This window comes from Pseudoalteromonas sp. TB64 (assembly GCF_000498095.1).
In the GTDB taxonomy this organism is placed as follows: Bacteria; Pseudomonadota; Gammaproteobacteria; order Enterobacterales; family Alteromonadaceae; genus Pseudoalteromonas.
The window spans coordinates 11,056-27,026 of the sequence record NZ_AUTQ01000080.1; the positions used below are offsets into that span (position 1 = coordinate 11,056).

6 protein-coding genes and 2 pseudogenes are annotated in these 15,971 nt (G+C 41.4%); 1 reads left to right on the plus strand and 7 read right to left on the minus strand.

Annotated features, from left to right (window positions below; genetic code table 11):
* Nucleotides 1-45 precede the first annotated feature (45 nt).
* The 5 genes and pseudogenes from recD to L647_RS0104420 form a co-directional block, all read right to left on the minus strand.
* Nucleotides 46-2,100, minus strand: a complete 2,055-nt coding sequence (gene recD, locus L647_RS0104400; RefSeq protein WP_024610106.1) for an exodeoxyribonuclease V subunit alpha — start codon at nucleotides 2,098-2,100, stop codon at nucleotides 46-48.
* Nucleotides 2,097-5,643, minus strand: a pseudogene (gene recB / locus L647_RS01000000123655) (exodeoxyribonuclease V subunit beta). The gene recD and the pseudogene recB overlap by 4 nt, the downstream one beginning before the upstream one ends.
* Nucleotides 5,630-8,929, minus strand: coding sequence for an exodeoxyribonuclease V subunit gamma (gene recC / locus L647_RS0104410; RefSeq protein WP_024610107.1), 3,300 nt, complete (start codon nucleotides 8,927-8,929; stop codon nucleotides 5,630-5,632). Before recC ends, recB begins: the two are co-directional and overlap by 14 nt.
* 434 nt (nucleotides 8,930-9,363) lie before the next feature.
* A pseudogene (locus L647_RS01000000123660) lies at nucleotides 9,364-11,738 on the minus strand (TonB-dependent receptor).
* A 202-nt stretch (nucleotides 11,739-11,940) separates the two neighbouring features.
* Entirely contained in the window at nucleotides 11,941-12,984 is a 1,044-nt protein-coding gene (locus tag L647_RS0104420; protein ID WP_024610108.1) for an alkene reductase, read from the minus strand.
* Between the two features lie 238 nt (nucleotides 12,985-13,222).
* On the opposite strand from L647_RS0104420, the gene L647_RS0104425 reads away from it, so the two are divergent.
* Nucleotides 13,223-13,612, plus strand: coding sequence for a DUF2750 domain-containing protein (locus tag L647_RS0104425; protein WP_024610109.1), 390 nt, complete (start codon nucleotides 13,223-13,225; stop codon nucleotides 13,610-13,612).
* Between the two features lie 267 nt (nucleotides 13,613-13,879).
* Here L647_RS0104425 and L647_RS0104430 read toward each other — a convergent pair whose 3' ends face one another.
* Nucleotides 13,880-15,205, minus strand: coding sequence for an OprD family outer membrane porin (locus L647_RS0104430; RefSeq protein ID WP_024610110.1), 1,326 nt, complete (start codon nucleotides 15,203-15,205; stop codon nucleotides 13,880-13,882).
* 97 nt (nucleotides 15,206-15,302) lie between these two features.
* Nucleotides 15,303-15,971: IS30 family transposase (locus tag L647_RS0104435; RefSeq protein ID WP_024610111.1), on the minus strand; the 669-nt coding region annotated here is incomplete at its 5' end.

Sequence of the window (15,971 nt, forward strand, 5' to 3'; positions counted from 1 at the left end):
TATGTGGATACATCAATAAAATAACTTCTATGTCCCAGCAGAACCTTAATTCTCAAACTTCAACCTTTCATATAAACCAGATGCTCTCGATACGCTTTTATTCATTGCTAATTGCAATACTTTTTTGTCAGCCACCAGCTCAAAGGTGTTTTTAGCACGGGTTATTCCCGTATACACTAATTGCCTGTTAATACCCATGCGCGCTTGTTTTAGCGGTGGCAGTACCATGGCTGTGTAACTAAACTCTGAGCCTTGTGATTTATGAATGGTCATTACATATACTTTATCGTGTGCAGGGAGTCGTGCAGGTGAAAATGCTCGTTGATTACCTTGCTCGTCAATAAATATGGCTTTGAGCTGATTACTTTCATCGGGCATTAAAATACCAATATCACCGTTAAATAACTTAAGCTGGTAATCGTTTTGGCTCACCATAATAGGCATACCCGTGTAGTGGTGAGTATTAGGACTTACGGTAATTAAACCTTGCTGTTGCAACACGCGCTCTATTCGTTGATTTAAGCTATGAACGCCGTAATCGCCCTCTCGTACCGCAGCTAAAAGCTGATAACTAGCAAAAGCAGTATGCACCTGTGCAACATCTGCACCTTGGGCAATTAAGTTAAGGTATTTTGCATAATGACTTGCTGCACTTTTAACGAGCTTTTCAATCGGTTTTGCTACAAAGTCGTAATCTAAAATTACATCGTTAAAACGCCCTTCACTACTTTCTTGCTCTACGTAATTTAAAATACCGGTGTTATTGGTGTTTACCGCAAGTGCTAGTTGACCAATACCGCTTTGTGCGTCAAATCGATAACTGTGCTGTAAAAAGGCAATGCAATCTGCAAGTTTAAATTCACTCACGCTTTGCGATACGAGTTTAGGTTTATTATTAAAACATAAACTATTTAGCTCATCACAACGTGCTTGCGAGTAGCTTGGCGTTTGCCCAAGTGTTAAACCTTGGCATAAATCGCTCATTACACTGCCGGTATCTACCGAGGCAAGCTGATCTTTATCACCTAGGAGTATTAATCGCGCGTGCGCGGGCAGTGCTTCTATTAATTTAGCCATCAGCGATAAATCGACCATACTGGCTTCATCAATAATTAGTACATCTAAATGCAGCGGATTGCTTTTGTTATGCCTAAATTTATTAGTAAACGGTTTTACTCCCAATAAGCGATGAATAGTTTGAGCGCTTTGCGGGATCAGCGTTTTTATATCATCAGGGATCGTTGTGAGCTTATTTTTGGCACCTAAAATAGATTCACTTAAACGTGCAGCTGCTTTACCAGTGGGTGCCACTAGCTTAATACTAAGGGGCGCGGTTTCATAAAGTGACTGCAAAATAGCCAGCAACTTAGTCACTGTGGTAGTTTTACCTGTACCAGGGCCACCCGTGATCACACTAAAGCCTTTAGTGGCGGCAATCGCGCACGCCACTTTTTGCCAATCAGTTTCAATTGTTGAATCAGCAGGAAAATAGGTATTTAAAAGTTCAGCCAATACTTCATTATTAATATTGAGCTTTCGCTCGCTCATGCTTAATAATCTATCTGCGAGTGTTTGTTCATAACCGGCAAGGCGCGCAAAATAAAGTCGCTCGTTAAACAGTTGTAGTGGTTTATTTTCGCCCACGCTTTCATGGTTTTGTAAATAACTGAGCGCTGTATGTACATTAAAGTCATCACTAAACGGGCTTAGCGTACTGGGTACATTGCCATCGAGTTTATTAAAGTCGCTTTTGCGCAAGTTAAAAGGGTTACTCCAATCAACTTCATTTAAGGTTAGGCAGCTATGCTGGCTTTGCTGCGATAAGCACAGTAATAAAATAATATAAAATAGTTCATTGTGAGTTTGCTCAATGTCATTAGCACACAGTAATTCTGCGAGTTTAACATCAACTACACGTAGTCGGTTTTGCGCTAATAAATACTCAAGTAGCGGGACTTCGATAATCGCATTGTTTAACACAATGTCCTCTAATGGGGCATCTTGTGCTACATTTTTTGAAGTAAGAGGCTCTGCGGCTTCATTATTAAGTGTCTCGTCTATATCGTCAAATAAGCCAGGTTGCTCATTTAAATCGCTCATAGCATGGCTCCTTGGCTAAATAAGCCATCTAAAATAATCACTTGTTCTTCAGTTAGCTTTTTAAAGTACACGCCTTGCCCTGCCGGCATTCCTCGTAAAAATGTGTAATACACGCCGCCTAAATGGGTTTCAATTGAATAATCAGCTATGCGTTGTTTTAATAAACGATGCAGTGCAACGGTGTAAATTAAATACTGTAAATGATATTGATGACTGCTCATTGCTTGCTCAAGCATATCGCCTTCGTAGTCAGCTGGCGTACTGCCTAAGTAATTAGACTTATAATCTAAAATATAATACTTACCTTGGTAGCAAAATATTAAATCGACAAAGCCTTTTAACAAGCCCTTTACGTGCGAAAATTCAAGCTTACTTTGCGTAAAGCCAAAATGTTTAACCAGCATTTCGTTTAGCTTTGGTGCACTTAAGCTCTCAAGTGGTAAATTAAACTCCATTTCGACTAGGCAATCATTGGGTGTAAGCACACCCAATGAAAGAAGGCTGTTTTCTAGAGAGCTTTTATCTAGAGGGCACGCAAGAACATCAAGCACCCATTTTTCAGCCACTTCTCGCCATTGCTCACCGATGTGGTATTTTTCAAGGCTGCGCTTAACTACCTCAGATAAGTTTTGCTCGGTATTAGTTGGGTGAACTATTGGGCTAATAAAATCTATTTGTTCAAATATTTCGTGCAAACAGCTACCCGGCTTTGGCCCTTTAGGAAAACTATAAGGTGATGGTAGTTCGTCCTCTTGCACTGCAAACTCGTCTTTTTCGTGATCTTCATCACTTCGCCCTGGGGCTAATTGGTCGCTATGCTTTTTAAAGCTTAACGCACTAAAGCTGGTTGCTCGCCAGTTACGCTCAATATTTGCCGTTACTTTATTAACACTTAATGTTTGCTGCGCAATTTTGCTATTACTAAAACAAAGCTTGCCCTGCTCTAATAACGTTTGTGAGGTAAATTGCTGATAGCTCATCGCGCTATTAGCGTCGCAAAACTCACTTAAATGCGTGCGCCATGTTTGGCTACTGGCAAGTTCAAGCCCTGCAAATAACACGTGTCCTAGTGCACTACTTTGCATAGCTAAGCGGCTACTTTGCCCTTGCCCAATGTTATAAACACCCAGCGCACAAAAATGCACAGCGCGAGTAAGTGCTACATACAGCAGGCGTAAATCTTCAGCTAAGCGTTCTTGTTCTGCTTTTTGAAGGGCATCTTCGTCTTTACTTAAATCGTAGATTAGCTTGCCGTTATTGTGATAAAGCGCTTCTTTTGTTTCGCGATAGCCACTGGCAAATGGCATAAATACCAGAGGGTATTCAAGCCCCTTTGAAGCATGCATAGTGACAATTTTAACTAGGTTGGCGTCACTTTCTAGGCGTACCTGTACTGTTTCACCGTCTTGTTGGCTTACCTTTTGTGCAAACCAGCGCAGCAAACGCAGCGTGCCTTCAAGCTCTATTTGTTTTTGCTGAAGTATTTCGCCCAAATGCCTAAAGTCAGTCAGCCAACGCTCAACGTTATATCCCAATCCTTGCCATTTAGCGCTAAGCTGGTTATGGCTCATTAAGCGCTCAAGCATTGCCATAGCGCCTTGCTTGTTCCAAATGTGGCTAAGCTGTGCAAAAAAGTTTAAGTAGTCTTGCCATTTATTTTCATCATCGGCGAGTGCATGTATTTCGTTATAACTTAAACAAAATAGTGGACCAGCTAAAACACCGCGCAGCAATGACTCATCATATTGTCCATGCAGCGCTGTTAAAAAGTTAAGTAGGTGATGGCTAAGCTCTTGGCTAAAAACGCTTTCTCGTGATAAATACACGCTGGCTATTTTGGCTTCGCTAAGCGCTTTTTTCATTATTTGCGCTTCAACACGGTCGCGCACTAATATACAAATATCGGCAGCGCTTACAGGGGTACTGCCAATACACGCGTCCCCCTGTTTTGCTTTTTCAAGCAGGGTCACTATTTTATTCGCAAAGTGAGTGGCTAAATGCGCTTGCCCTACACCTTTGTTAGTTGGTTTGTTCTTTTCATCGGCGGCTTCATCTACAAATACATTAAATTCGAATGCGGTAGCGGGTTTGCCATCAATTAAAAAAGAGTCATCCGCTTTTTTACCTTTAGCAGCCACTGCGTTAAACGGTATGGCGTCGTTATAAATAAAGCTGTTAGCGTGTTTGCCAAATAAACTATTAACGCTATTTACTATATCGGTGCTTGAGCGAAAGTTAGTACCCAGCGTAAATTGCTGATCAATCTGTACAGCTTCTTTTGCGCCAATATACGTAAAAATATCCGCGCCCCTAAAGCCATAAATAGCCTGTTTAGGGTCGCCTATCATGGCAAGCGTGGTATTTTTTTGCCCATAAATTTTACTAAAAATACCGTACTGAATCGGATCTGTATCTTGGAATTCATCAATCATGGCAACCGGAAACAACTGCGCAATTTTTTGCGCCAGTACGTCGCCTTGCTCGTTATTAAGCGCACTGTGTAAATTGGTCAGTAAGTCATCTGGGGTGATCACGCTTTGCTCTTGCTTGCGCTTAACTATTGCGGCTTTTACCCAGCGTGCTGCATGTTGTATAACTGCTATTTTAAGCCCTTGGTTTATGGTGTTATTAAGGGCGGCAAGCTCGTCAAATTGACTCAGTAATGGATGCACAAATAATGGCTGATTCTTTTTATAGTTGCTCACATCGCTTAGGTTTTCTGTACTCCATACTTCAAACGAATACTTGCTAGTGCCAAATTCAAAAAACAAATCGCCGCCTAAACAAAATGCCTCAAGCGCACTAAGGCTGCCTTTTCGTGCTGGCGTTTTAGACCCGCTTAAACCCGAGCCTTTAATAGCACCTATAAACTCTTGCTCTAACACCGCTTTTTTAAATGCAGGTACACGGGTTATGTATTCGTCACGGGCTTTCCATACATCATCTAAATTTATTTGTGGCGTAATGTGCGCATTAGCTTTGTTTAAAATACTCGCCACTTGAGCAAATAAAGCCTCTGGTGCGGCAAATACATCTAAAATAGCATCGGTGCGCTCTTTGTTAAGTGGGTATACAAACGCACGCCAAAAATCTTTAATGGTTTCGAGCAGTATGTCGCACTCATCTAAAATAAATTCGAGATTAAACGCCACACCCGACTCAAACGCATGTTGTTTTAGCATCNGCTTCATCCATTGATTTAGCAGCTGCATCGAGTAAATCAAACGCGCGGTGTTTATCGTCAATTTTGGCAATTACGCCTTCAATGAGTTCGTCGTTTGGGTCTTGCCCAAGCAGTGCGTCGCGTGCAGCAATAATTCGGCTGCGCACGCGGTCTTTAATTTCTTGGGTGGCAGCGTCGGTAAAGGTTACTACCAAAATTTGCTCAACACTGAGCGGCGTATTTAACTCACCTTCTATTTGCATACCTAGTAAGTAGCGTAAATACAGCCCCGTAATTGTATAAGTTTTACCAGTACCCGCACTGGCTTCTATTAAACTTTGACCAATGAGCGGCATAGTAAGAGGATTAAGCGCTTGCATGGTCACTCTCCTTTGCGTGTTCAAATAAAGGCGTGAGCAATTTATCACTCCATTTTATAAATTCATCTTGGCAGTCGTTTAGCGATTGCACCGTTAAGCGAATATACGGATTTTCGCCCTCGCCTCGCCCTATGTATTGCGGGCTAAATTTGCTCATTGCTTTTGTTATATCGCCGCCGCTTTTAACGTATTCATAACCACTTACCGGAAAGAACGGCACAGGCTCCGCGCGCAGCGCTTTGTATAACTCAAACCAATCAAGTAGCAATGCATCGGCATCAGCTTTATTAATTGGCGCAAAAGTAATTTGCTTATCAAGCCCAAGTAACAATGTTTCTACTTGTTGATCCATACTTTGCGCTGCGAGGTGATAAATAAAGCCTTTAATTAAATCTTTCGCTTTAATACTCGCACTGCGGTAAAACACTTGTTTTTGCAAATACACATGATTGAGCCAGCCCTCTATTTTGGTGCCTTCAATGGTAAGCAAAACTTCTATTGGCTCACTTTTTCCGCCTTTAATGTGCTCTTTTACTTGCCCTGCAAGCGCATCAACTCGGTGCTCCATACTCTCAAATATGAGGCTGCCTACATTGGCTTGAGGTAACTCACCCCGCTGCAGTATTTGCTCGGTACTTAGTGGTTGCTCGTTTATATTGGCTTTAAGTATTTCATCAAGGTAAAAATAACGGCGCAGCGCATCTAAACTAAATGGCTCTTCGTCTTTTGCTACTTCGTTAAATTGTGGCAGGCGTAAACCTAATGTTTGCTGATAAAAGCTCTCTTGTGCGCTGCACACACTTCTAATAAACACATCTAGATCTAGCTGCTCTGGCACAGTCACATCAAGTGCAATAACTGGTTGTGGTTTAATTGACTCACTTGGCAGCCAAATTGGGTTGTAACTGTGGTTGCTCAGCACAGTATTGGCTTGCTCATCGGCTAAATAATAATGGCTATTAAAGGGCTGTAAATGCTGCTGATTGATTAGACATGCGGGCAGCGTTTTTTCGCTTTTCTCGTTTAATACAAAACTACGCCCAATATACTCTAGCAGCTCACTTACAAGGGTTGATGGCATACGCGGTTGGTTATCAAAACACGAGCGACCAATGTAACTCATGTATAAGTTGTCGCGAGCACTTAATAGCGCTTCTAAAAATAAGTAACGGTCATCTAATTTACGTGATCGGTCACCTTTTTGCTTTTTAGAATAAGGCACTAAGTCAAAACCAATGGGCTGTACGTTACGTGGGTAGTCGGCATCATTTAAGCCCAGCATACATACCACTTTAAATGGTACGGCTCGCATGGGCATAAGCGTACAAAAGTTTACTTGCCCGACCAAAAACCGCTGCCCCACGCCTTTTTCTTGAATGCCTTGTTTAATTAAGTAACTAACAATACGCTGCGAAACCGCTTTGCTGTAATCGCCGTTGTCGTGGTGTTTTTGTAACTCTTCGAGCACGTTTTGAAGTACTAATAAATCCCAGCTGTCATCGCTTTCACTTTCGTATATGGCGTTTAACAGCTCGCTTAAAATATGCGCTTTATTAGTGAGCGTATCATCGCCCGTTAGCTGCTCTTTAAAGCTTTGCAGTACATCAATAAAGTGCACGAGCTTGTTGAGTGTATCAAGCGCCATACCTTCTACTTCATCAGCGCTGTAAATACCGTTAAACGGGCATTGCTCGTCGCGCATGGCAATACCAAGCAGTAAACGGTTGAGCCCATGTTGCCAGGTATTTAAGTCGATAGCGGGTAAATCAAAGCTGCTTTTATGCGCTGCGTTTATACCCCATTTAACGCCTACACGTTCAAGCCAGTATTGAATTTGCTCGTATTCGTGCGCTTCAAGTCCAAATTTTTCGGCTATTTGCGTCACTTGTAATAAATCGAGAATATCCGACACACCAAAGCGCGAAAACGGTAAGTTAGCTAAACTCGCAAATGAGCTAAGGACGGGCTTTTCTTGCTCTATGGCTAAATCGGCCAATGCGTAAGGAATAAAGCGGCTGCCTTGTGCTCCGCCAAATACGGCTTCAATGTAAGGGCTGTAAGTGCCTACATCGGGCATCATGACGATTATATCTTTGGGGGTAAGCGCTGGGTTTTGATTAAATAAGTTTAGTAAGTAGTCGTGCAAGCGCTCAACTTCTCTGAGCGGTGTATGGCAATCGCTGAGCGTAATGCTAGTGTCGGCTGCGCTGATTGGTAATTTACCTTCGTCGTTTATAAACCACTCTTTGTTATCGGTCAGTGATTCGCCTTTAAACGCAAGCTGATAAATCTCGCTTTGTACTTGCCCTAGTAAGGTGTCGTCAAACACATCAATAAAACCGTCAATCCAACGGGCATCTAACTGTACAAGTTGCTCAAAATAGTCGCGACCTAATTTACCCCACGACGATAACAACGGATTACCAATAAAGTAGTATTCTTCATCTGGATTGGTTTGTTTTTTTTGTTGCGCTTCCACCAGCGGCATTTTAGCGTATTTAGCGCTTATTTTAGCCGCTGTTTTTTCATCTATAATATCGCCCCAGTAATGCTCACTCGGGTTAAAAAAGAATAATATAACCTCAGTTTTTTTACTCAGCGCTTCAAATACGTCTAGCTGGGAGCTGGCAATCGCCGATATACCAAATAAGCTAATGCGTTGTGGCAGTATGCTATTGTCCATAGTCTCAAGTGCTGCAAGTAACTGCCCTTGCATATTAGCGCGATGAAATTGGCTTTGCCCAAGTTCTTGGCTTAGTTTTACAATGCGTCGCCATAAGTCAGGCTGCCATGGGGCAATGGTTACATCTACGTCATCAAGCTCATCTTTGCCGCTATCCCATGTGGCTATCCAGTGCGGTCGGTACATTAAATATTGGTCGTACACATCGGCTATTTTTTCGCACAGTGCAAAGGTTTTTTGCCCGTCTATATCGCCCTCTAAATAAGTTTTTAGCGGCAAATATAGCGGTTCATCAATGCAGGTTGGTAAAATTGCGAACAGTTTCCAAGCAAGGTTAGGTTTATTAAACGCCGACTCTTTAGGGACATTTGGCAGTAATTGCTGATACAACTGCCAAATAAAGCTCGACGGCAGCGGAAAATCTACCTGCGCTGCGACCCCTAAGTTTTCGCTCAAACCTATTTTTAACCACTGCGACATACCCGGCGATTGCACTAGCACCACCTCTTTGTCGAACGGACTTTGCAATGGGTTTATTTTTAATAGCTGGTGGAACTGCGCTTGCAGGGCTTCCATCCGGTTTGATTGAATAATATTTAGCATATAGCACTGACCTTGCTTGAGATAAAACCAGTGTAAGATATTTTCAATATTAGGGGTAGTTATTCACTGAAATTGGTTCTAATAAATCAATACGTTAGTCATTAAATAATCAAAAGCCCATCGGTGATGGGCTTTGCTTTAATTCAATTGTTAATCCTAGGGTCTGTTGATCTTTCAAGGTTAAATTTGCAACAGTCTGTTTGGTATTTAGGCAAGGCAGAGCCTGTGTAGTGTGGTTATTCCCCATAAATGGGCGATAACGTAGCATTAATGCCAAACAGGCGCTGCCCAAAGGGTTCTTTCTAGGGGCTATTTACTCTTTGTTGCTCGGTTTTTACTTAGCCCACTAGGTTACAAACCTCGCGCCGCGATTAAATAGCCCCTAGTTTGAACAAATTTTAATCCGCAAAGATCAACAGACCCTAGACTTTAACTTAAAAGTCAGCGGTCAATGTAACTGCCGCAGTGCGAGGCGCGCCTATGTAATAAGTAGATCCGTTACCAGTGCCACCTGCTAAGTAGCTTTTGTCTGTAACGTTATAAACAACAAACGAAACATCAATGGCTTTAAACGGGCCTGCATCTACGTCAGTTGAGTAACCTGCATTAAAATCAAGTACGGTGTAGCCGTCTACTTTATTACGCGTGCGAGTTTCTTCGTCTTGCCATGCACCTAAGCGCTCGCCGGTGTATTTAGCCGATAAACCAACACGAAAGCCATCGCTAAAGTAATCGGTAGATACCACAAATAAATCCTCTGATGAATCTATTATGCTGTCGCCTTTTCTAAAGCTTGGTGCTACCTCATTACCACTTTCATCTCTTAATATTACGCCCTGTGAATCGTATGCATTTGGATCATCGGATGAATACTCAGAACTGCTATTAGTATACGACGAGTAAACGCTCCAGCTTGGTGTAAACATATAGCTTGCTGCAAGCTCGAGCCCATTTGAGTCAATGCCTCCTACATTTACGTACGAGCCATTTGTGCCAATCGTGTAATCAATGCCGTCTGTGCCACTGCCTGGAGCAATAAAGGTAATGCGGTTATCAAACTTAACACTGTAAGCCGTCGCTGTAAGGGTTAACCTGTCGGCTTGATAACGTATGCCAAAGTCTATGTTGTCGGCCGTTTCTGGCTTTATGTTTGTAAGCGTTGAGCTGTCTCGTTCAAGCACACCGTCTTTTATTGCGGAAAAATTCTCGCTGTAACTGGCAAATAATTCTGTGCTGTTATTTAGCTGATACAACACACCGCCACTAAATAACACATCTGAGTCACTGTCTACTTTATCTGAACTTTCGTTAGCAAAGTGGTCGTACTTTTGTAATTCAACTAAATACTGTTTTGCACCAATATTTAATGTTAAGTCGCCAAAATTAATCGAGTCTTGTAGGTACCATTTGAATGTATCGGTATCAAACGTGTTTTTGTATTGTGTCCAGTAAGGCGTGCTATCAAAGTGATGATAAATACGCGCATCAATTACTTTGTGCCAATCACGAGATTCGTCACGCTCACTTTGCTCATACCAAAAGCCCGCTTCTATATCGTGATCACCAAATGTAGCTTGGTAGTTTGCCGTTACACCTAAACGATCTTTGTTGTAATGTGTATGGCGGTATGACATGACAGGCGTTGCTGTTGCATCGTAACACGCAGGATTTAAACCAGGGCCCGACTCCCATGGCCAGCTTAAACTTGCGGTGCACCCTTCGTTTGGAGCAAGCGGATCACCTTCACTATCAGCAAAACCATAAGAACCTGCATTGGTGCCGCCCTGTGTTGTTGGGTCGCCATTTTCATCAATAGGTGTTGTTAAGTAAGGTGGGATCCAATCGCCGCGACCTGAATTTTTATGGTAATAAGGGCTAACGGTTAATAATGAGGTTGGCGAAATCGCGTATTCAAACTTTAAATAGCCTAAAGTATTTTCACGGAGCGTCCCCCAACCTTCTGCAAACATTTGGTCAAAGTGCGGAACTCCCGTCCAATTCCATGTTAGCTGATCCCAATCGGTCGTTTGTTCAAACTGCTCAAGGCTTACACTGTTATAGTTTGTCTCGCTTACATCGTCGTAAGATAAACGCCCGGTAAGTGTTAAGTCGTTAAAATTAGATACAAACTTAACCTCAGCATGTTGGTTGTCTTTCCCCCCATTACTCCCTGAGCCAATCCAGCGGCTTNGCTTGTATCTGTTTGCGAGTAACTTACGTACGCTTGTGTGTTATCAAAAACAGTGCCTGTTTCGTGTTTAATATAATAACGCGTGGCATCGTGGCTGCCTGATGTATAAGCAAAGGTAGTGCCCTTTTCAAGGCTTGGATCTTTACTTACAAAGTTAAATGTACCGCCTAGCGCTTCAAGTGAAGCCGATTTAATATCAGACGTACCTTGGCCAACTTCTACCGTTGCTAAGTTTTCGCTATCTAGGTAGCGGTTAGCTTTTGCACCACCGCCATAATTAGAGCCACCATTGGGAATGCCATCAACGGTCATTCCTAATTGCTGTTGGTTCCCATCAATACTAAAACCACGCATAGTGATTGTAGTAGACCAATCGTCGCCACCAAATGCATCACCTTCGTTTATGCTAATCCCTGGTAAATTATCAATAACTGATAATATGCTCGATACCGAACTTTGTTGCTCAAGCATTGCAGGCTCAATAACATTGTTAGCGTAACTCGTTGGTTTAGCAACCACGGTTACTTCTTCTATGGTGCTGTCGTTAGCATGAACAGATGTTGATACAGCCATGGCAATAGTCATGCTCAAAAGCGATTTGTTTTTTAAAGCGTACATTGTTGTCCCGTTTAGTTTTAATTATGAAATATGAAAACGGGGACAGTATGAATTTTAAATATGACAACGAAGATGAACTTTATTTACATAAAGGTTAAACAAATATGGGAGATTTATGGCGGGAATATGTACAAAAAAAGACACCCAAAGGTTTACCTTTGGGTGTCTTAATTATTTTCTAGAACTTATTACAAATAGTAATTTATTTCAATTCAGCTAGCATGTCATCGCTGTACGGTACTAACTCTTCACCGTTTGCAACCTTGCTAATATAATCTGGATTTGCAATAAGTGGGCGACCAATCGCTATTAAGTCAAACTTGGCATTGTTAATAGCTTCTTTTGCTGACTCAAAACTATAACTGCCCACGCCTACTAATGTACCTTTGTAGCCTGCTCGTAAAAATTCAGAGATGCTTTTGCCTTCAAGCGAGTCAAAGCGCATGCTGTCATCAAAAATACCACCGTGTAAGTACGCTAATTCTCTGCTTTCAAGTTCTGTTAATAAGTAATCAAATACCGCTTTATCGCGGCTATCTTCACTCATATTAAAGTAAGCACCTGGTGTTAATCTAAGTGCAGTACGATCACTGCCCACAGCTGCAATAACTGCATCGGTTACTTCTAGTGCAAAACGCGACATGTTTTCAGGCGTTTGACCGTATTCGTCGCTGCGTGTATTTGCAGCGTAATGTAAAAATTGGTCAACTAAATAACCGTTAGCACCGTGAATCTCTACCCCATCAAAACCAGCTTCAATAGCGTTTTCAGCGGCTTTTGCAAAATCAGCAACTAGACTTTTAATGTCATCAGTTGTGGCTGCTTTTGGTGTGATGTAGGTAAGCTCACGCATACGTGGTACAGAACCTTCAACGCCAATTGCCGATGGAGCAAGTACATCGCCATCAAAAAAGTGAGGGTGTGCAACACGGCCAACATGCCATAGCTGTGCAAACATTTTGCCGCCATTAGCGTGCACTGCGTCAGTTACTTTTTTCCAACCTTGAATTTGCTCACTGGTAAATAAACCCGGAGTATTTGGGTAACCTTGTCCGTCTGGACGAATAATAGTTGCTTCGCTAATAATTAAACCGGTCTCGGCACGGCGAGCATAATATTCAACCATATCTTGCGTTGGCACTAAGTTATCGTCAGCCATGCAACGAGTTAGTGGCGCCATAAGTACGTGGTTTTTAAGCTCAATCGTGTTATTTAGTTTAAACGGTGCAAGTAGATCAGTTGTCATTTTTCAATCCTTCATTAAGAGTATGCTTAGTACAATGTGGTCTTTTTGCAAACATTCAAGTTTATTTTTGAATGATCGCTCAAATTAGTGAGAAAATTATACTGACCAATATACAAATTAGATCTACATTGATGAAATTAAATAGCAACTTTTCAACACTCTGTCATATAACTCGATATACTTGTGTGCATATAATTTAGATATATTAATATCGATAGTAATTAAGAGTGAGCTAATTATGACAACGCTAAATACAAGCGAAGAACAAGCAGTAATTTTAGGACTTGGAGCAAAAAAACGTCTCGCCTATATGTTCGAAACCGTACAGCAATTTAAACAAGTATGGATTTTAAACGATGATGATGGCTGCGTTATGCTTGCCAACGAAGATGACGACTGCGTACCAGTATGGCCAACTCGCGAATTTGCAGAAGCATGGGCTACTGGCGAATGGGTTGGTTGCACAGCTAAAGCAATTCCACTTGCAGATTGGTTTAGTCGCTGGACACCGGGTCTTGAAGAAGATGACTTACTTATTGCTGCATTCCCAACAGAGGAAGATGATGGCACGATATTGTTTTCAGATGAGTTTGAAAAACAATTAAAAGCGCCAAAGCAAAAATATTAAATTTTGTTAGCATTAACTAAAAGTATCTATCTTTAGAGATTGAATTGACCTTGATGTATCGGGGTTTTAAGCTAAACAAAGTCTATAATTTTAGTGATTATATAAATATGCTAATTACGACTTATAAATGCCAATAAGCCAATACAATGGTATTTTTAAAGGTTAATCACTAAATTTTAAACGCGACTACTATAAAAAGTAAGTCGCGTTTTTTATAGGCAATATTTTTAATTTTCATAACGCTCAATGTATTAACACCACATCACTTTAAAACTTAATAGTGTAATCGGCATATAAACGATGGTCGGCTCTATCGCCTTTAACGCCATCTACATTACCTATTTTTTCTGTATTATAATCTAAAAACAACCAACGAAAGCTCAACCCCTTTATAGACTCAACGCTGTAACGAGTATCAATAGCCCAATATTTTTCATCGGCTTCACCTCCTAACTTACCTAAAGCTGAATTTTCTGCACCTGTACCGTTAGTGTAATAAAACTTTGTTTTTAATCCTGGAACAAATGCTTTTAAGTTAATACCAAAGCGTGCTTGCCACGTTTTTTCGTTTTGATTAGTGAAATCTGCACCAATTAAAGACCTTGTTGGGAAGGGGTTCGTACCATGATCACCACTAAAGTTGTCTTCTATCCAAGCATCACTTACTTTTGTAAAAGCAGCACCTATAGTCCAAATATCTTTTTTCCAATTTGCATCTAAATAATATGCTAGACCATCATTTTCACTATTAGTTAAGCCTGCCAGAGCGCCAACTTTATCTTCATCGTCTAAATCACCACCCTCTGCGCCCGTTACAAATAAGTCACCATCATCTTTTGAGATAAATAAGCCACTCGAAAGCGTTAAATCACTCTGCTCCAACTTAATATCGTAACTCCCCCTAAAAGCCGCTTTTGCTAAATAATCTTGCGAACTAAAATACTCAGCTTCAAGGGTTAAATCATCTTTACTATAAGCTGTTCCTAATCCCCAAATAACGCTAATAGCACCTGTACTTGACTGGTCGGTTGAAAAATCCTCCCACTTTTTATCGTGTCTACGGCTCCACTTATCATAAATAAAGCCATATATTTTTGTATCACCAACGGTGTAATCTGCAAATACACCTCTAAATGTATTGGGAATTGCCCTACTCCCTGAACTTTTTAACAATATGCTGTTAGTTTTTTGACCCCCAATTTTAACATGCCCACTATTACCCAACTTAAAGTCTAAAAAATACTGTCCGAACTTTGAAAAACCGCCATCCACCTCACCACTTTTATTACCTGCGGGTAAAATATTTCCAGCTGCCGTACCTGTAGAGTTAATATTTAACACCGTATACGAGGAGACTCCTACACTCATTAAATTATCAAAGTATCCCGATGCATAATTTAGTTCAATACCCTGCGCCAAAGTAGAATCGTCACTTGAATCTGCATCGTAATCGCGGTCAAAATAAATAGTTCTTAGTTTTATATTAAATTCATCTTGCGCTGTAAGCCCTTTAAAAGCAGCCTTAGATGGAATAGAAGCACACACCAAAACTGCGCCAATAACCATTACTAATTTCGAAACCCGATGAGCCATAGTTAACCCCACTAACGTTTTATTTAAGTGATTTACTAATTAAAAATATTTAGGTAATCATTTAGCTTCGCGGATTCAAATCTGAAGTGCATAACGTTTAGGCGGCTTTAGCCGCCAAGTGATCCTGCATCAATTTTGCAGGCGTTTCAAATCCTAGTGTCTTCCTCGGACGATTATTAAGTTGCTCAAGTACTGGTATAACTTGCGCTGGTGTTACCGTCTTAAAATCTGTGCTCTTCGGCCAATACTGGCGTAGTAATCCATTCGTGTTTTCATTCAATCCGCGCTCCCATGAGTGATAAGGGTGAGCAAAATAAACAGGTACACTTAAAGCCTCTGTGATTTGCTCGTGATAAGCGAACTCTTTTCCATTGTCAGCCGTGATGCTATGAAGCGCTGACCTATATGGCCTTAATAGTTCTATCGTCGCCGCAGTGACGGCTTGTGCTGTTTTGCCTGCCACCTGAGTTGATACAGTGAATTGGGTGACCCGCTCTACAATGGTAACAAGGGCGCCTCGATGACCTTTACCTATAACGGTATCTATTTCCCAATCTCCGATACGACCTTTCTCATCAACTATTTGTGGACGTTCTTCAATGCTAACGCGATTTTTTATTTGCCCTCGGTTTGTTTTACCATGACTGCGCTTGTGATATTTCTTACCGTGTCGGCGCAGATGTAGGTATAACTCACCACCTGCTTTTTTATCTTCCCAGATATACAGATAAATGCATTCATGGCTGACAGACCGTTCACTTTCTTT

Bases quoted from the DNA above. Each gene is read 5' to 3' on its own strand.
- recD (WP_024610106.1), bottom strand. From the start codon at position 2,100: ATGAGCGATTTAAATGAGCAACCTGGCTTATTTGACGATATAGACGAG.
- recC (WP_024610107.1), bottom strand. From the start codon at position 8,929: ATGCTAAATATTATTCAATCAAACCGGATGGAAGCCCTGCAAGCGCAG.
- L647_RS0104420 (WP_024610108.1), bottom strand. From the start codon at position 12,984: ATGACAACTGATCTACTTGCACCGTTTAAACTAAATAACACGATTGAG.
- L647_RS0104425 (WP_024610109.1), top strand. From the start codon at position 13,223: ATGACAACGCTAAATACAAGCGAAGAACAAGCAGTAATTTTAGGACTT.
- L647_RS0104430 (WP_024610110.1), bottom strand. From the start codon at position 15,205: ATGGCTCATCGGGTTTCGAAATTAGTAATGGTTATTGGCGCAGTTTTG.